This window comes from Actibacterium sp. (genome assembly GCF_055134745.1).
In genome coordinates this window covers 1-17,184 of the sequence record NZ_JBSRVX010000036.1, presented here as the reverse complement: position 1 = coordinate 17,184, position 17,184 = coordinate 1, and the positions used below count along the sequence as shown (strand labels likewise).

Annotated in this window: 17 protein-coding genes, 1 tRNA gene and 1 pseudogene; 4 read left to right on the top strand and 15 right to left on the bottom strand. The window is 62.1% G+C overall.

The window, feature by feature from the left end; all coding sequences use genetic code 11:
* From ACTCHC_RS07990 to ACTCHC_RS07975, 4 genes are all read right to left on the bottom strand, one after another.
* On the bottom strand, positions 1 to 245 hold a 245-nt coding region (locus tag ACTCHC_RS07990), incomplete at its 3' end, for an alpha/beta hydrolase-fold protein (RefSeq protein ID WP_463021951.1).
* A 22-nt stretch (positions 246 to 267) separates the two neighbouring features.
* Positions 268 to 1,245 (bottom strand): iron exporter MbfA, encoded by a 978-nt coding sequence (gene mbfA, locus ACTCHC_RS07985; RefSeq protein ID WP_463021950.1) that lies wholly within the window; start codon positions 1,243 to 1,245, stop codon positions 268 to 270.
* Between the two features lie 71 nt (positions 1,246 to 1,316).
* Positions 1,317 to 2,036, bottom strand: a complete 720-nt coding sequence (locus ACTCHC_RS07980; RefSeq protein WP_463021949.1) for an NYN domain-containing protein — start codon at positions 2,034 to 2,036, stop codon at positions 1,317 to 1,319.
* 65 nt (positions 2,037 to 2,101) lie between these two features.
* Positions 2,102 to 3,232, bottom strand: a complete 1,131-nt coding sequence (locus ACTCHC_RS07975; protein WP_463021948.1) for an S-(hydroxymethyl)glutathione dehydrogenase/class III alcohol dehydrogenase — start codon at positions 3,230 to 3,232, stop codon at positions 2,102 to 2,104.
* A gap of 296 nt (positions 3,233 to 3,528) precedes the next feature.
* Here ACTCHC_RS07975 and ACTCHC_RS07970 point away from each other — a divergent pair, with 296 nt between their 5' ends.
* Positions 3,529 to 3,873: a DUF2794 domain-containing protein gene (locus ACTCHC_RS07970; RefSeq protein WP_463021947.1), complete on the top strand. Its 345-nt coding sequence runs from the start codon at positions 3,529 to 3,531 to the stop codon at positions 3,871 to 3,873.
* Here the strand turns inward: ACTCHC_RS07970 and ACTCHC_RS07965 are convergent.
* The 3 genes from ACTCHC_RS07965 to ACTCHC_RS07955 form a co-directional block, all read right to left on the bottom strand.
* The gene (locus ACTCHC_RS07965) at positions 3,854 to 4,705 is read right to left on the bottom strand and encodes a C40 family peptidase (protein WP_463021946.1); all 852 of its coding nucleotides are present in this window, start codon (positions 4,703 to 4,705) and stop codon (positions 3,854 to 3,856) included. The two genes, ACTCHC_RS07970 and ACTCHC_RS07965, sit on opposite strands and share 20 nt — an antisense overlap.
* Positions 4,702 to 6,084: a leucyl aminopeptidase family protein gene (locus tag ACTCHC_RS07960; protein ID WP_463021945.1), complete on the bottom strand. Its 1,383-nt coding sequence runs from the start codon at positions 6,082 to 6,084 to the stop codon at positions 4,702 to 4,704. Before ACTCHC_RS07960 ends, ACTCHC_RS07965 begins: the two co-directional genes overlap by 4 nt.
* 67 nt (positions 6,085 to 6,151) lie before the next feature.
* The gene (locus ACTCHC_RS07955) at positions 6,152 to 6,532 is read right to left on the bottom strand and encodes a hypothetical protein (protein WP_463021944.1); all 381 of its coding nucleotides are present in this window, start codon (positions 6,530 to 6,532) and stop codon (positions 6,152 to 6,154) included.
* Positions 6,533 to 6,660: 128 nt separating this feature from the next.
* Between ACTCHC_RS07955 and ACTCHC_RS07950 the strand changes: the two genes are divergently transcribed.
* On the top strand, positions 6,661 to 7,326 hold the full coding sequence (locus ACTCHC_RS07950; protein WP_463021943.1) for a carbonic anhydrase: 666 nt from the start codon (positions 6,661 to 6,663) through the stop codon (positions 7,324 to 7,326).
* Between the two features lie 41 nt (positions 7,327 to 7,367).
* Here the strand turns inward: ACTCHC_RS07950 and ACTCHC_RS07945 are convergent, their stop codons facing one another.
* From ACTCHC_RS07945 to ACTCHC_RS07930, 4 genes are all read right to left on the bottom strand, one after another.
* Positions 7,368 to 8,390 (bottom strand): aspartate-semialdehyde dehydrogenase, encoded by a 1,023-nt coding sequence (locus ACTCHC_RS07945; RefSeq protein ID WP_463021942.1) that lies wholly within the window; start codon positions 8,388 to 8,390, stop codon positions 7,368 to 7,370.
* Positions 8,391 to 8,421: 31 nt separating this feature from the next.
* Positions 8,422 to 9,588 (bottom strand): capsular polysaccharide export protein, LipB/KpsS family, encoded by a 1,167-nt coding sequence (locus tag ACTCHC_RS07940; protein ID WP_463021941.1) that lies wholly within the window; start codon positions 9,586 to 9,588, stop codon positions 8,422 to 8,424.
* Positions 9,589 to 9,739: 151 nt separating this feature from the next.
* Positions 9,740 to 9,816: transfer RNA gene (locus ACTCHC_RS07935), tRNA-Pro, on the bottom strand.
* Positions 9,817 to 9,861: 45 nt separating this feature from the next.
* Positions 9,862 to 10,815 (bottom strand): DMT family transporter, encoded by a 954-nt coding sequence (locus ACTCHC_RS07930; protein WP_463021953.1) that lies wholly within the window; start codon positions 10,813 to 10,815, stop codon positions 9,862 to 9,864.
* A 188-nt stretch (positions 10,816 to 11,003) separates the two neighbouring features.
* Here ACTCHC_RS07930 and ACTCHC_RS07925 point away from each other — a divergent pair, with 188 nt between their 5' ends.
* Complete coding sequence (locus ACTCHC_RS07925) at positions 11,004 to 12,593, top strand: Na/Pi cotransporter family protein (RefSeq protein WP_463021940.1); 1,590 nt, start codon at positions 11,004 to 11,006, stop codon at positions 12,591 to 12,593.
* 21 nt (positions 12,594 to 12,614) lie between these two features.
* Here the strand turns inward: ACTCHC_RS07925 and leuB are convergent, their stop codons facing one another.
* Positions 12,615 to 13,721, bottom strand: a complete 1,107-nt coding sequence (leuB, locus tag ACTCHC_RS07920) for a 3-isopropylmalate dehydrogenase (protein ID WP_463021939.1) — start codon at positions 13,719 to 13,721, stop codon at positions 12,615 to 12,617.
* Between the two features lie 57 nt (positions 13,722 to 13,778).
* Positions 13,779 to 14,675: a LysR family transcriptional regulator gene (locus ACTCHC_RS07915; RefSeq protein WP_463021938.1), complete on the bottom strand. Its 897-nt coding sequence runs from the start codon at positions 14,673 to 14,675 to the stop codon at positions 13,779 to 13,781.
* Between the two features lie 92 nt (positions 14,676 to 14,767).
* On the opposite strand from ACTCHC_RS07915, the gene ACTCHC_RS07910 reads away from it, so the two are divergent.
* Positions 14,768 to 15,673, top strand: coding sequence for a Rossmann-fold NAD(P)-binding domain-containing protein (locus ACTCHC_RS07910; protein ID WP_463021937.1), 906 nt, complete (start codon positions 14,768 to 14,770; stop codon positions 15,671 to 15,673).
* Here the strand turns inward: ACTCHC_RS07910 and ACTCHC_RS07905 are convergent.
* Positions 15,637 to 16,653: an endonuclease/exonuclease/phosphatase family protein gene (locus ACTCHC_RS07905; RefSeq protein ID WP_463021952.1), complete on the bottom strand. Its 1,017-nt coding sequence runs from the start codon at positions 16,651 to 16,653 to the stop codon at positions 15,637 to 15,639. The two genes, ACTCHC_RS07910 and ACTCHC_RS07905, sit on opposite strands and share 37 nt — an antisense overlap.
* Before the next feature lie 44 nt (positions 16,654 to 16,697).
* Positions 16,698 to 17,184: pseudogene (locus ACTCHC_RS07900) on the bottom strand (hypothetical protein); the annotation flags it as partial.

Genomic DNA, 17,184 nt, shown 5'->3' with positions numbered 1-17,184 from the left:
GTATCGGGAAACACCAGCGCGATACCCTGTTCTGCGGCCCAGGCCTGGGCACCCGCCTTGACCATCGCATTTTCATGGGTGCAGGTCAGACCCGACAGATACCACAGCACGGGCACCGGGCCATCGGCGGCCTCGGCGGGCAGGAACAGCCCGAATGTCATGTCACAAACGCACACATCCGAGGCATGGGCATACACCCCCTGCACCCCGCCAAAACACCGGTTTTCGGATATCGTTTCAAACACTGGCTGTTCCCGTTCGTCGTTTCTAACCGCTGCCGATCAGCACACCTGCCGCAAAGACCAGCGCGCCGCCAAGGACCACCTGAAAGGCGGCCCGAAAGAACGGCGTCTCCATATATTTCTTCTGAATCCAGGCAATAGCCCATAATTCGACAAAGACCACCACCATGGCAATGATCGTAGCCGTCCAGAAATGCGGAATAAGATAGGGCATCGCATGGCCCAGCCCGCCAACCGTGGTCATCACCCCAGCCGAAAGCCCGCGTTTGAGCGGCGAGCCGCGCCCGGAAATCGACCCGTCATCGGATGCCGCTTCGGTAAAGCCCATGGATATGCCCGCACCCACCGACGCCGCCATACCCACCAGAAAGGTCGTCCAGGTATCCTGTGTGGCAAAGGCAGTGGCAAAGATCGGGGCCAGCGTGGACACCGACCCATCCATCAGCCCGGCCAGACCAGGCTGAACCCAGGTCAGCACGAATTGGCGATGGGCTGTGCGGGCTTCTTGTTCGCGGGCATCGCCCCCAAGATGCGCCTGTTCCAGATGTTCGGCGGTGTCGGAATGCCCCGCCTCGGCCAGCGCCAGATCGCCCAGCAATTTGCGGGTCGCGGCATCCTGGGTGCGCGCGGCCGCCTTTTGATAGAAATTCTCGGCGTCGCGCTCCATCATGCCGGCTTCTTCACGGATCCGCTCCAGCCCCAGATTCTGGATCAGCCAGACCGGGCGGCGCGCATAAAAGCCCGACACATGTTCACGCCGGATCAGCGGGATCACATCACCGAACCGCGCCGTATGCAGGTCGATCAGGCGGCGGCGGTGCTCGTTTTCCTCATCCGCCATCGCATCGAATACCCGCGCGGAATCGGGATAGTCACCCCGCAATTGCTGGGCATAATTGCGATAGATCGCAGCGTCGTCTTCTTCCGACGAAATCGCAAGCGCCAGAATTTCCTGTTCGGACAAATCCGCAAAACGCCGCCGCTGGTTAAAGCCGGGAATCATGGCCACACTCCGTTTCGATATGATCGCAGCCTAGGGCCTGACGCGAATGGTGCAAGCGCGGCAATGCCGCATCAATCCACCCGGCGCAGATGCAGCTGATTTCCGACCCGTTTGGTTTCGAACCGCTTCAGCGCCTGCACCAGATCGCTGAGCTTTTTCTTGCCATAGGTGCGGGTGTCGAAATCGGGATTGTCGGCAGTGATATATTGACCGACCTGGCCCAGACTGTACCAGTCGTCTTCCTGGTTGATTTTGTCCATCGCATTCAGGATCAGCCCCACCGCATCCTGTGGCGGTAGCTTTCCGGTGGCTTCGGCTGGCGCGATGCCCTTTTGCACCGGGACAGGTTCATCAACGATATTTTCGATCAGGATGAAGCGGTTGCAGACGTTGCGCAGGGATATCGGCGCTTTAGCCTCGCCGATGCCGATCACATCCAGCCCCTGTTCGCGAATGCGGCTGGCCAGGCGGGTGAAATCGCTGTCGGATGATACCAGCACGAAACTGTCGAACCGGCCCGAATGTAGGATATCCATCGCGTCAATCACCAGCCCGATATCAGAGGCATTCTTGCCCTTGGTATTGGCGGTTTCCTGATGGGCCACCAGCCCCAGATCCAACAGCTTGTCGGCCCAGCCGCGCAACTGACCCGATGACCAGTCGCCGTAAACCCTGCGCAGGGCGGGTTCCCCGAAAGAGGTGATCTCTTTCAGGATGGCCGCCGCATAGCGCGCCGGGATATTGTCGGCGTCGATCATGACGGCCAGAAGTTTGGGTTTGCCGTTCGGCATCGTTGTTCTTTCCTGGTGGGGCGCACGACAACCGCGCGCCCGGATATCAGATGGGGCTGCGCGGCTTAATAAACCACCACGCTGCGGATACTTTCCCCCGCATGCATCAGATCGAAGCCTTTGTTGATGTCGTTCAGCGACAGGGTATGGGTGATCATCGGGTCGATCTCGATCTTGCCATCCATATACCAGTCGACAATCTTCGGCACATCCGTCCGCCCCCGCGCGCCACCAAAGGCCGTGCCTTTCCAGACGCGGCCCGTGACCAGTTGAAAGGGCCGCGTCGCAATCTCGGCCCCTGCGGGCGCCACGCCGATCACCACCGACACGCCCCAGCCGCGATGCGTGCATTCCAGCGCATCGCGCATCACCTTGACGTTGCCGGTGCAGTCAAACGAATAATCCGCCCCGCCGATCTGATCGAAGGGCGTCTTGGTCAGGTTCACCAGATAGGGCACCAGATCGGTCCCGATCTCGGCCGGGTTCACGAAATGGGTCATCCCGAACCGTTCGCCCCAGGCCTTTTTGTCATTGTTCAGATCGACGCCAATGATCATGTCCGCACCGGCCAGCCGCAGCCCCTGAATCACGTTCAGCCCGATACCGCCCAGCCCGAAGACAACCGCCTTGGCGCCAATCTCTACCTGTGCGGTATTGATGACCGCGCCGATACCCGTGGTGACACCGCAACCGATATAGCAGATCTTGTCGAACGGCGCATCCTCGCGCACCTTGGCCACCGCGATCTCGGGCAGGACGGTATAGTTCGAAAACGTCGAACAGCCCATGTAATGCAGGATCGGATCGCCATCCAGCGTGGTGAACCGGCTGGTGCCATCGGGCATCAGCCCCTGCCCCTGCGTGGCCCTGATCGAGGTGCACAGATTGGTCTTGCGCGACAGGCAGGACGGGCAGGTGCGGCATTCGGGCGTATAAAGCGGGATTACGTGGTCGCCCTTTTTCACGCTGGTGACGCCGGGGCCGACGTCAACAACGACACCGGCACCTTCATGGCCCAGAATCGCTGGAAACAACCCTTCGGGATCGGCACCCGACAGGGTGAATTCATCGGTATGACAGATGCCGGTCGCCCGGATTTCCAACAGAACCTCGCCCGCGCGGGGGCCTGCAAGGTTCACATCCATGATTTCAAGCGGTTTGCCAGCCTGAACGGCTACGGCGGCACGGGTGCGCATTGCGGTCCTCCCTTATGGTTTGTCGGCAAGGTGCGGGAAACAGGCCGCCATTGCAACTGGGGCAATGAAAAAGGCCCCGCAAATGCAGGGCCATTCTGGCTGGTAATAGTCCCCGGTGCCGCAGGCTGGGTGGGGGCTGATGATCCGCGACACCGGGGTAGCTTCTTACGCTATGCCCCATGTTTCGCCGCCAAACCGGGCAACCGAAAGGAACGGACAGGGTAATCGCGGGGTCTTTTCCGGGCGAAACCGGGGCAAGGCTTGATTTGCCGCCGCAACAGGTTCACATTTCCTTCATGACCGTGCAAACGCCCACGCCCTTTCCCCGCCTTGGCCTGCCAGAGCAGGTAAGTTTTGATCGAAAGGAACTGGGCGCAATCCTGACGCTGTATGGACGCATGGTGGCCGCCGGCGAATGGCGCGATTATGGCATTTCCAACCTGCGCGACCGAGCCGTGTTTTCGGTTTTTCGCCGAACCGCAGAAAACCCGCTATATCGCATCGAGAAATACCCCCGGCTGCGACTGCGGCAGGGCCAGTATTCCGTTTGTGGAATGGATGGGCAGATTCTGAAACGTGGCCATGACCTGCGCGCCGTTCTTCTGGTTCTGGAAAAGAAACTTATCCGCGCCGTCGATTGACGGCTTGCAGCCGTTTGTGCGCCGTAACCGGCCCGCCGCCATTCGCGCTGATACGTTCCACCGCCACGGCAATGGGTTCGATGGCCACGGCCATGTGATGGGCATTGGCATGGATCAGGCTTTCGTCATCACGCACCAGCGCCACATGCCCGGCCCAGAACAGCAGATCGCCGCGTGCGGGGGCTGTGCCCGGTGGCAGGTCACGCCCCAGCGCCGCGCGTTGCTGATCGCTGTCGCCGGGGCAGGCAATGCCACAGGCAAGCAGCACCGCCTGCACCAGCCCCGAACAATCAATGCCAAAGGCGCTGTTTCCGCCCCACAGATAGGAAACCCCCAGAAAACCTTCTGCCACCTCGACCGGATCGCTTGCCGGAAGATCCAATGGCCGGATGTGCATCATGGGCACGAACACCCCCTGATCTGTGCGCGCGAACCGGCCCTGTTCGCCCACCACCACCAGTTCAGACCCGGCGCCAAGCGTGGCGACTTCATGCTGTTTCATGTCTGCGGCCGGATAAAGCTGCGTCATGCGGGAAGTAACCACATGCGTCGGCGCGCAAAACCGCCGCAGATGCGCCTCGGCGACATAGCCCACATAACCATCGCGCCCGGCCTGGCCAAAGGCATGACCCTCATGGATATCCAGAACGTCGAACCGCTGGCCGAACAACAATTGCCTGTCCCGCGCCCCGCCGGGCATGGCCAGCAGGTCGGCAACCGGCACCGCAATGCCATGGGGCTGCGCATCGACAAAGCGATCGGCTGAAACCGCCCCGCGCAACTTTGAATGCGCCACGCGCCCATTAACGGGCAGGCTGCGCCGGTCGGTCACAGCTTCAGCACGCCGGGCAGCGCCTGCAACAAAGCACGCGCGCCCTGGCCCACGCCACCCTTGGGGCGGGCCGGTGCCGCCGATGGCTGCCACCCATAGATGTCGAAATGCGCATAGGGGGCAGTGCCCACAAAGCGCCGCAAGAACAACGCCGCCGTGATCGACCCCGCAAAGGTGCCCGATGGCGCATTGTCCAGATCGGCGATGCCGGGCTCGATCATCGCCTCATACGGATCGTGAAACGGCATGCGCCAGACCGGATCGGCCACCTGCGCCGCCGCGCGTTCCAACTGATCGACGAAAACTGCGACATCCGAATAATAGGGGGCTATATCGGGGCCCACCGCCACCCGCGCCGCGCCCGTCAGCGTTGCCATCGAAACGATCAGGTCAGTCTCTTCTTCCGTCGCCAGCGCCAGCGCATCGGCCAGCACCAGCCGCCCTTCGGCATCGGTGTTGTTGATTTCGACCGTCACCCCCTTGCGCGAGGTCAGGATATCCTGCGGGCGAAAGGCATTGGAACCAACGCTGTTTTCCACCGCTGGAATCAGCACCCGCAATTGCAACGGCAGTTTCAGTGCCATGATCATATGCGCCAGCCCCAGCACGGTTGCCGCCCCGCCCATATCCTTCTTCATCAGCCCCATCGAGGCGGGCGGTTTGATATCCAGCCCGCCGGTGTCGAAACACACGCCTTTCCCGACCAGCGTCAACCGTGGCCCGGCCTTGCCCCAGCGCAGTTCCAGCAGGCGCGGCGGCTGGGCCGCAGCACGGCCGACCGCATGAATCATCGGAAAATTCTGCGCCAGCAGATCATCACCGCGCACGGCCGAAACGGCGGCGCCGTGCTGCGCACCCAGGCGGAACATCGCATCCTCCAGCGCTTCGGGCCCCATGTCTGCGGCAGGCGTGTTGATCAGATCGCGGGTCAAAACCTCACCCGCCGCAATGATTTCCAGCCGGGCGGCATCCACACCTGCCGGGGCCTTCAGCCGCACATCCGCCACCGCTTGCGCGCGATAGCGATCAAACCGATAGGATGACAGCAACCAGCCCAGCGCCTGCTCGTTCAGGGCATCGCCCGTCAGATCCGTGACCAGATGATACACCCCCGCCGGCAGCGCCGCCGCCACAGCCGCCAGATGAAACCGCCCGCGGCGGCGCTTGGCGACGGTCCCAAGCCCCGCAACCACGCCCGCCAGCCCGCCATCGGGCGCGGCCAACAGCCGGTATTCGCCCAGCGCCGCCTTGAATCCGGTTGTCGTCAGCCATTTCGCCTGCTGCGGGGGCAGCCCCGCGCACCACTGCGCCAGTTTCGTCTCTTCGATGACATGCACCGGAACCGATATTTCTGACTCTGGCGCGAAACGTGCTGGCATAAAAATCCCCTCTCCAAACGGTCCCGTCGCCCAGATTATAGGGATTGCGCCCACCCGCAAGCGGCGATCAGCCTGAACGATCCTGCAAATCAACCGCCATTTTCAGGCAGCGGTCCGCCAAACGGCCCAACCGCGACAAAACCGCACCCAAAGCGATTCGATCCCCGCGCCGGGCCGTTACAGCCACGTCATTTGCCACCAGGGCCAGCCCATGCAGGCCCAACGGCTCGGCTATATCGCAGATACGCCGGCTAAGATGACAAAGCGCGCGCAGCCGGTTGCTGTCGGTTTCCAGATATATCTGCCCCATACTGAACGAAAGATCGTCCATTGCCCGCGCGATCATGGCCTGCGCCCGCGCCTCGCCAAGCTCGACATACAGGTTCGCCAGTCGTTCAGGATCCAACCGCAGACCTTCGACCGGCCGCAAAACGGTTATTTCTGCCACCCCATCTTCCTTCACATAGTTATGCGCCCCCGCGCATGACGACAATGAAACAGTCTTGCTCAAGAATCTGTTGCCATGGACGACAGATTTCTCTCGAATTTCGTCCAAATGCCGATTAGATATTCCGCATGAGCGAACATATTTTTCCCGCGTCCCACGTACGCACATTGCCCCCGTTTCTGGTCCAGCGCTATCAGGGCTGGAAAGCAACGACATATACAAATAATCGCGGCTGGTATCGCCGCCTTGCCGAGGGCCAGCATCCGCGCGCGATGGTGATTTCGTGCTGTGACAGCCGGGTTCATGTGACATCGATCTTCGGCGCCGATGAAGGCGAATTCTTCATCCATCGCAACATCGCCAATCTGGTGCCACCCTATAATCCGGACGGCGAATATCACGGCACCTCCGCCGCGATCGAATTCGCGGTCACGGCGCTGCGTGTCCCGCATCTGATCGTGATGGGCCATTCAGGCTGCGGCGGGGTCAAGGGCTGCTATGACATGTGTTCAGGCCACGCGCCCGAACTGGAAGAAAAAACCAGCTTCGTAGGCCGCTGGATGGACATCCTGCGCCCGGGTTTTGACCGGCTGCCGCAGGGCGACGATCCCTCCCGCCAGCACGCCCTCGAACAACAGGCCATCCTGATTTCGCTTGAAAATCTGCTGACCTTCCCCTTCGTGACCAAGGCCATTTCCGATGGCGCGCTGGCCCTGCACGGGGTGCATCACAATATCGGCGAAGGAACGCTGGAACATTACGACCCGGAACGGAACGTATTCACCGCAGTCTGATCGCAGGCGGCAGGCCCGGCCCGCCGCCTACAGTCCAATCATCAGCCCTTTTTCAGGTGACGGCTGCCCAGCAGCTCTGCGATCTGAACCGCATTCAGCGCGGCCCCCTTGCGCAGATTGTCCGACACGCACCACAGGTTGATCCCGTTTTCGATGGTGCTGTCCTGACGGATCCGGCTGATATAGGTCGCATAGTCGCCAACACATTCGACCGGGGTGATATACCCGCCAGCCTCACGCTTATCGACGACCATGATCCCCGGCGCCTCGCGCAGGATATCGCGGGCCTCATCCTCGTCCAGGAACTCTTCGAACTCGATATTGATCGCCTCGGAATGGCCCACGAAAACCGGCACGCGCACGCAGGTCGCGGTCAGCTTGATCGTCGGATCGAGAATTTTCTTGGTCTCGGCGACCATCTTCCATTCTTCCTTGGTCGACCCATCATCCAGAAACACATCGATATGCGGGATCACGTTGAACGCGATCTGCTTGGGGTAAACAGACGGCGCCACTTCCTGACCTGGCACATACATGCCCTTGGTCTGATTCCACAGCTCGTCGATCGCATCCTTGCCGGTGCCGGACACCGATTGATAGGTGCTGACCACTACCCGCTTGATCCGCGCACGATCATGCAGCGGCTTCAGCGCGACAACCATCTGGGCCGTCGAACAGTTCGGGTTCGCGATGATGTTTTTCTTGGTATATCCGGCAATGGCGTCCGCATTCACCTCGGGCACGATCAGCGGCACCAGCGGGTCATAGCGATACAGCGAGCTGTTATCGATCACCACACAGCCCGCCGCCGCCGCACGCGGCGCATAGGTTGTGGTTGCCTCGGATCCGATCGCGAACAGCGCGATATCCCAGCCTTTGAAATCAAAGGTATCCAGATCCTTGGTTTTCAATGTCCGCTCACCAAAGCTGACCTCGGTTCCCAGCGAATTGCGCGACGCCAGCGCCGCGATCTCATCGACCGGAAACTGGCGTTCGGCCAAAATGTTCAGCATTTCGCGGCCCACATTGCCCGTGGCGCCGACAACGGCGACTTTATAACCCATCTGGATCTCCTGAAGTAACTTGGGCCGAGCCTTATCGCAAAGGTGCGTCGGGGGAAAGGGGGCGGGCCAGTTGCCGCGCCTGATCCAGCCGGTCAGCCAGCACGGCGGAGTCAATTGTCACCGCGCCATCCGGCCCCGTCTGCATCCGCGGATAATAGACCCGATCCAGATAGGTCATGAACGCCCCGCGCAACGCCGGATCGAAGGCCAGCCTGTCCGGCGCCGCCAGCACCGCACGCAACGCCGCCGGCCCATCTGCACGCATCACCAGCCCCGGCAGGGCAAAAAACGCCTGCCCCAATGTGACGACCGGCTTGTCATGAAAGAACGCCTGCAGCCCGACCGAGGAATTGATCGTGATCACCCCCTGGCTGGCGGCAACCTGCGCGAATGTGTCGGTCCGGTTGTCGACCACGATCTTGCCGGCCGCCGCCGTCACCGCGTCATCCAGCGCCTGCGTCAGCGCCGTGCGGGCCGAGGGATGCTCCTTGACCCGAATATGCCAGCCTTCAGGCAAGGCATCGGCGGCGTCGGCCAGCGCGCGCAACATTCCCGATACCGTGCCCGCCCAACCACCAAACAGCGTGATCTGGCTGTCATTGGGCACCTGCAGCGGACAAAACAGAAACGGCCCCGCCGCAGCCAGATTGCCGCCATCGCCCTGGCCCACATCGGCCCGGCGTGATGCGCGCGCGGTCAGGTCGGCCCCCAATGCGCGCCAGTCATTCCCCTGCCGCGCCGGATCAGCCGCAGCCCATCTGCGGTAATGATCCGGGTCGCGTGGCAGGCTGTTCCAGGCATTCACCCCCGCCGGATCAATCGTGATCCGCCCCGGAAACGGCGCCAGTTCCGCAAACAGCCGTGCCGCGCCCGCATCGCGCGCACCTTCCATGAAGACCCGCCGCGATCCGGTCAGCCCGTTCCAGCACACCGCGACAAGATCCGGGTGCCGGGTAAAATAGCGGCGCGACCAGTTATACTGCGCCCGTATAAGGTGATATTTCGCCACCCGCCCCATCGCTGTCGAAGGCTGGCGCTTGGCCACGGCCAGGGCCGCCGTGGCCCGCTCTGAACTTTCTGGAAACCCGCGAAAGGAAAGCCCGATAAAGGCCAGCCGCCGCCCGCCGCCCGCCGCATCGGCCAGCGCGGCGAATATGCTGTCTTTCTTCCGGTTCCATCCGGCAAGATAGGCAATCATGCGCGACCCCGATCATTTGCAATTGCCGCACCCTAGCCGCCCTGGCCGCCAAGACAAAGCCACCACATGCCATCTTCTTGGCGCAAATACTCTCGCCGAAGGCACCCGTCAGCGACAAGAGCGGCCTCAGCAGAAATGGCGTGAAACAGTTTGGTCGGGCAGAGAGGATTCGAACCTCCGACCCCCTGCTCCCGAAGCAGGTGCGCTACCAGGCTGCGCTACTGCCCGACCGAACGGGTGCCGATTACCCCGCCCCCCGGCGATTTGCAAGCGTCATTCGCGCGGCTTTCCCCGCCGCAGCATTACGCCGATGCGTGGATAGGTTCCCGTTTCGGGCCGGGTCCGCGTCCGCAAGACAGGGGTGTTTTCGGACACATTCGCCTTGCCCTCGCGAAACAGGATATACAGGCCGCTGGCGATGATGATCGCGGCGCCGATCACGGTTGACCGGCTCAGCGTTTCATCGAAGAAGACAAACCCGTAAACCGAGGCCCACAGGATCTGCGAATATTGCATCGGCGCCACGATCACCGCATCGGCGTTCCGATAGGCCGCGATCATGCACAGCATTCCAACAAAGGCCAGCGCGGCGATCACGGCCACCGCGCCCAGATGCAACGCGGGCATCGGCTGATAGACAAAGGGCAGCAGGCAGCCCATGACCACGAAATTGCCGATCATCGGATACAGCAACAACACCGCACTGCGTTCTTCCTGCCCGATCTTGCGCACCACGATGGATGCAAATGCCCCCGACACAGCGGCGGTCAATGCCGCCAGATGCCCCAGTTCCAGATCCGTCTGACCCGGACGCAACACCACCATCACGCCGGCCAGACCCACAAGAACAGCCGCCCAGCGGCGCAGGCGCACGGTCTCGCCCAGAACCGGAATGGACAAGACCGTGATGATCAGCGGTGTGGCGAAAATGATTGCATAGGTCTGCGCCAGCGGAAGATGCGAAAAGGCATAGAATGCCGACAGGCCGGTGATGACAACAGACACCGTGCGCAGCGCCATCCACCACGGATGACGCGGCCGCAGGTTGCCATCGGTCGGATCACGCATCAGCATGACCGTCACAATGGGAAACCCCATCAACACGCTGAAAAACACGATCTGCACGGGCGCATAGAACCCGCCCAGATATTTGACCACAACATCATGGGTTGCAAAGATGCCAAACCCGGCCAGCGCCAGCAGCGGCCCTTTTACGGAAGCTTTCAACATACCCTTCCCCTGCCGGAAAACCGCAGCGACAATGCGGCAGCCTTCGTTTCAGCAGTAGGCACGAAATCCTCGTCGGGCAAGCCTTTGGCGGGAATGGTGATGTTGCCCGGCAAGATGCGGGCGCTTGTGGCGTCATCGATGCTCTGCGATCATTGCGGTGCAAATGAATTGCACCGGACCCGGCCATGACACGTGATATCCTGTTGATCCCTGGAGGGATCGGGCTTTTTCTATATGGGATGCAGGTCATGACGCTGGAATTGCGTCATCTTGCCGGATGGCGGCTGCGCAATTTCATCGCGCGGCTGACCACGACCCCGGCATCGGGGGCGGTGGCGGGCGCTGCCGCGACCGCAGTGATCCAGTCATCCAGCGCCGTGGTCCTGACCACGATCGGCTTTGTCGGCGCAGGCATCATGACCTTTCCCCAGGCGATCGGGGTCATCTATGGCGCCAATATCGGAACCACGATAACCGGCTGGATGGTCGCCCTGCTGGGTCTCAAGCTGCAACTGGGAACCATTGCGCTGCCTTTGCTGTTCGCCGCCGCCCTGCTGGCCACCACCGGTGCCGGGCGCTGGGGCCAAGCCGGGCGGATGATCGCGGGATTCTGCCTGATTTTCCTGGGCCTCGACCTGATGCAGCAGGGTGCCGCAATCTTTGAAACCGGCGCGCTGTTCGCCAACATTCCCGGCGATACACTGACCGGTCGTGCGATATTGCTGCTGGTCGGTATCGGCGTCACGCTGATCGTCCAGTCATCCAGCGCAGGCGTGTCGATGGCGCTGGTATTGCTGGGCACAGGCACGGTTACCCTGCCACAGGCCGCCGCCATGGTGATCGGGATGGATATCGGAACCACGTTCAAATCGCTGCTGGTGACCATCGGTGGATCGCGAGACATGCGCAGAACCGCCGTGGCGCATGTCGGCTATAATATCGTGACCGGCATTGCCGCCTTCCTCACCGTTGGCATTGCGACGAACTGGCTGATACGCCTTACGGTCGGCGATACGCTGACCGCCCTGGTCGGGTTTCATACGCTGTTCAACCTGCTGGGCGTCGTCTTGATGCTTCCGCTGACCCGACCCTTTGCCAGATTGATCGAATGGATGATCCCCGGTCGTGAACCGATCATGGCGCAACCGCTGGACCGGGCGCTGCTGAAAGATGCCGGGGCGGCCCTGGATGCCGCGCGCGGGACAAGCGATCTTGCCGCAACCGCGCTGTTTGGCGCCCTGGCCGGGCGGCTGGGGCCACAAGGCGACGGCGTTGCCCTGAATGGCGACATGCCGCAATTGCGGATCGCGCTGGATGATCTGGAAAACTTCGCCGGCCGCATTGCCATTGCCCCGGCCGATACCTGGTCGATGGCGCGCCGTGCGGCCCTTCTGCACCGAATCGATCATCTGCAACGGCTGCTGCACCGTGCCCAACAAACCGACCGGATTGCCGTGCTGACAAAAGACGCCGTCTTGCGCCGCCCGGTGCGCGCCTTTGCGGCATCACTGGCTTTGGCGGCAACCGCACCCGCAGCAGACGACACGGCCCGGCGCCTGAAGCAACTGACCGACCTGCTGCAGCGGCGCACCCAGCGCCTGCGCCGATCTGTCTTGCTGCGCGAATATGCCGGGCTGGTCAGCCCGACCGATCTGTTCGAACTGACCGACGCGATCCGCTGGCTTGGCCGGGCATCGCATCATGCTGAACGCATCGTCCATTACGGAACGCTTGTGGCCCGGGAAAGCCCCGAAAACCCTGCAATGACGGATTGAACCGACGCCGGTGCGGCAGTCTTACAGGCTGGCCTCCAGCGCCGCGATCACCGCATCGCCCATCTGGGTGGTCGAAACCGGCACCGCGCCGTCGGCCTGCATCAGATCGGCCGTGCGCACCCCATCGGCCAGCACCTTCTGCACGGCCGCTTCCAGCCGGTCAGCCTCGGCGCCCTGATCGAAGGAATAGCGCAACGCCATCGCAAAGCTGAGGATACAGGCGCAGGGATTTGCCTTTCCCTGCCCCGCAATATCAGGGGCCGAGCCGTGCACCGGTTCGTACAGCGCCTTGGGCCGGCCATTGGCCATCGGCGCACCCAGACTGGCCGAGGGCAACATGCCCAGCGAACCGGTCAGCATCGCCGCGCAATCCGACAGGATGTCGCCGAACAGGTTGTCGGTCACGATCACGTCGAACTGTTTGGGCGCGCGCACCAGCTGCATCGCGCCGTTATCGGCATACATGTGGCTTAATTCGACATCCGGGTAATCGGCATCATGCACGCGCTGCACGACCTCGCGCCACAGGATGCCGCTTTCCATCACATTGGCCTTTTCCATCGAACAGACCTTGTTGCCGCGACGGCGGGCCAGTTCGAACGCGGCGCGCGCCACCCGGTCGATTTCCGATTCCGTATAGCGCTGGGTATTGATGCCAACCCGTTCGCCGTTTTCTTCAAAAATGCCGCGCGGCTCGCCGAAATAGACGCCGCCCGTCAATTCACGCACGATCATGATATCCAGACCGGCGACCAGTTCCTTTTTCAGCGACGAGAAATCGGCCAGCGCGTCAAAACATTGCGCGGGGCGCAGATTGGCGAACAGGTCCATTTCCTTGCGCAGGCGCAGCAATCCGCGCTCTGGTTTCACGCTGAAATCCAGATTGTCGTATTTCGGCCCGCCAACGGCACCCAGCAGAACCGCGTCCACCGCCTGCGCCTTGTCCATGGTTGCATCGGCCAGCGGCGTGCCATGCACATCATAGGCGGCTCCACCCACCAGATCTTCGCTGACATCGAATTTCAGGCCACGCTTGTCGCCAAACCATTCGATGATCCTTTGCACTTCGGTCATGACTTCGGGGCCGATACCATCGCCGGGCAGGATCAAAAGGGAAGGGTTGGTCATCGCGGTAGCATCCTCATGTTGCGGGCTGCCATCGCCTATCGTCTGGACCCGCGCGGGTCAAGCCAGATGGGGGGCCAGACCCTGGGCCAGCATGTCCCAGACCCTGCGGATACGGGGGGTATTCCGCATGGCCTGATGCGCTGTCAGCCAGACCGGCAAAGGGGGCAACGGCAGGCCGGGCAGCACCTGTTCCAGCAGCGGATCGTCCAGCCCCAGCTTCAGTTGCCCGAATCCCAGGCCACAGCCGGCCCGCAGCAAGTGCCAGTAAACGGCCTGATCATCACACCGTATCCCGAAGAAATCGCGATCGACCACCATACCCTGCGCGCGCATGTTACGCATGATAAGGTCGGATCGGTCAAAGCCGACAAACTGATGCTCCATCAGATCATCGGCCGTTCGCGGTCGGCCATGTGCCTGCAGATAGCCTGTCGCGCCAAACAAACCCAAAGCAATATCACCCAGATGGCGCGTGACCATGTCAAGCTGGGTGGGCCGATACATGCGCAAGGCGATGTCGGCCTCGCGGAACAGCAGGTTCTCGCTGGCATCACTTGGTACAAGGTCCAGCGCGATCTCGGGATGTTCATCGCGAATACGGGCCAGAATCGGCGGCAGCACGAAATGCGAAACGATATTGCTGGCCGTGATCCGGACCGTGCCGGCCAGCCCATGATCCTGGCCCGCCGCCAAAAGCGAAAGCTGACCCGCCGCCATCTGCATCGCCCGCGCCGGTTCCAGCAAGGCCGCGCCCGTGGCCGTCAGAACAAGCCCGCGCGGCTGCCTGTGAAACAGATCGGCCCGTAGCGCGGTTTCCAACGCCCTGACCTGGCGGCCCAGCGTCGGCTGGCTGACCCCCACTCGCCGCGCCGCAGCAGACAAAGAGCCGGATTCGGCAACCGCCAGAAATGCCTGAACCAGCGACCAATCAAGATGTGCAAATGTGCCCGCCATTCAAAACTGAATAGCACACCTGCGTATATCGGCAATTAAACAAATTAACTGAATGGGTAACATGGGAGTGTTCCAGATGACAGGAGACCATGATGAGCAACACAGTTTTGATCCTGGGCGCATCGGGCAAGTTCGGCTCGCATTGCGCAAATGCCTTTGAAGCGGCCGGATGGCTCGTGCGGCGGTTCGATCGCAAGACAGACGATCCTGAGCGCGCGGCGCAGGGGGCCGATGTGATCGTCAATGCCATGAACCCACCGGATTACCGCAACTGGGATGTCGAAATACCCAGGATCACAGCGCTGGCCATCAGGGCGGCACGTGCCTCGGGCGCAACGCTGATCGTTCCGGGCAATGTCTACAACTTTGGCCGCCAGCCCGCGCCCTGGGGCCCCGACACGCCACAAAAGCCGGTCACGCAAAAGGGCCGGGTGCGTGCGCGGATGGAGCAGGACTATCACAACGCGGTGCGTGACCACGATATCCATGTCATCCTCCTGCGGGCCGGCGATTTCATCGACAATCGGCCAAAGGGCACATGGCTGGGCGATGGCATTCTTTCCGGGTGGCGCAAAGGCCGGTTCACCTATCCCGGCCGCAGCGATATTCCCCATGCCTGGGCCTATCTGCCAGATCTGGGGCGGGCGGCGCTGGCTTTGGCCGAACAGCGTGCAGACCTGCCTGCCTATGCCGATATCCCCTTTCCGGGCTATACCCTCAGCGGCGAGGAATTGGCGGCAGCGGTCGAAGAGGCCGGCAAACGCAAGCTCAGGCGCGCCGGTTTCCCGTGGTGGATGGTGCGGCTGGTATCACCCTTCGTGCCCGCAGCACCGGGCTTGCGCGAAATGCGTTACCTGTGGGACACGCCCCACAGCCTGGACGCCAGCCGCTTTGCACAGTATCTGCCGCACTTCACCTTTACCCCGCTGACCGAGGCCCTGCGCCCCGTCATGACACAGCTTCAGGGCAGCGCCACATCCACCCAGACCAGCCGGTGACGCGATGCCCGGGCGACGGGATCATCGTCAGACAAATCGGCGGGCCAGACCACGCCTGCGCCATGCACCGCCATATCCACCGATGGCAACACATAATCGACCCGCAGGTTGCCCGGGCCATCCTGCTCGGGCCAATCGACCGTATCCAGTGCGGGGTCCCCGCGCTGGCCATCCTGTTGCCCGGCCACGGCCCCACCCGGCGACCGCGGCAACGGGTCCTGAATCCGCGGATCGGCCAGAAAATCCCGCATCGCCTGATGCAGCCCGTCACCGTCGATCGGGTCAAGATTGGTATCGCCGATCACTATGAACGCCGCCCCCGGCGCCTTGCCCAATAACCCGTCCAGATAAACCTGCCACAGCCGCAATTCATCGCGATTGCGCAATCCGTTGGCATCCTCTGGCCCATCGAAGACCGGCGGGCTGGCGTGAAAGGCCAAAACGTGCAGAACCTTGTCCCCGATCATCACCGGAACATCCCAATGCGCAACCGAAGACAGGCGCTGCACCTGCTGAACGGCCACGCTGGGAAACGGCTGGTCATCGCGCAGGGGCAGCGTCGCACCGGGCAGATCAACCCAGCGCAGATCCGACAGATCACGCACGGCAGCCGCATCTACAGGAAACCGCGACAGCACCGCCATACCGCCCTGTCCGGGAAACCGTCCGAACCCCTGCGCGTCGCGCTGCCCGTCGCTGCGCCCGTCACCATCATGATCCAGCCCGGTGCGTATTCCTGCATTGGGCAATCGGGCAAACCGGTGGTTCAGCACCAGCCCCGCCGCCGCCAGATCTGCGGCAAGCGCGGCCAGCACCGCACCGTCATGGTCGTAATCCACACCCTGCAACACCAGAATATCGGGCCCCGCCTGTGCGATCACGGCAATGATGGCCTTTACCTGCGGATCCTGCCCGGACTGGATATCACGCAACAGCAAACCCGGCCCGCGACGCTGCAACTCTGTATTGAATGTGGCGATGCGAACCGTTTCAGCCCATGCCGGAACGGCCAGCAGGCACAGGATCAGGCCAGTTGAAATTCGCCATCTTCTTGGGGAACCGCGCGGCGGCGCTGTTCCTGAATCAGATTGGCGATACGCCGCAGCGCAATGCCGCGCATCATAAGGCCGGCCGGAAGAAGCGCCCATGCGGAAACCGTCCAGATCAGGGTTTGCGGGTTGTTCAACGTCAGCGGATCGTAAAAGGTCGATGATGCGGTCACCAGCGCCGGAATGACGAAGGGCAGCAAAAACCCGATCACCATGTTCAACCGCGACGAACGCGCCAGGCGGTCAACGACATCGCCGCCGGCGGTGGGGTCGAACGTGGGCAGGTTGATCCAGACATTGAATGACCCGTTGCGCACCGGCCAGCGATTGACCCGCAACAGAACCGAAAATGCCGCCAGCGACATGATCGAGATGAAATAGGCCGTGCCGGCCATCGTGCGCATCAGCAGCACCTTGTCGATGGCCGTATCGGGTGGCAGCATCAGAACGAACAGCCGCACC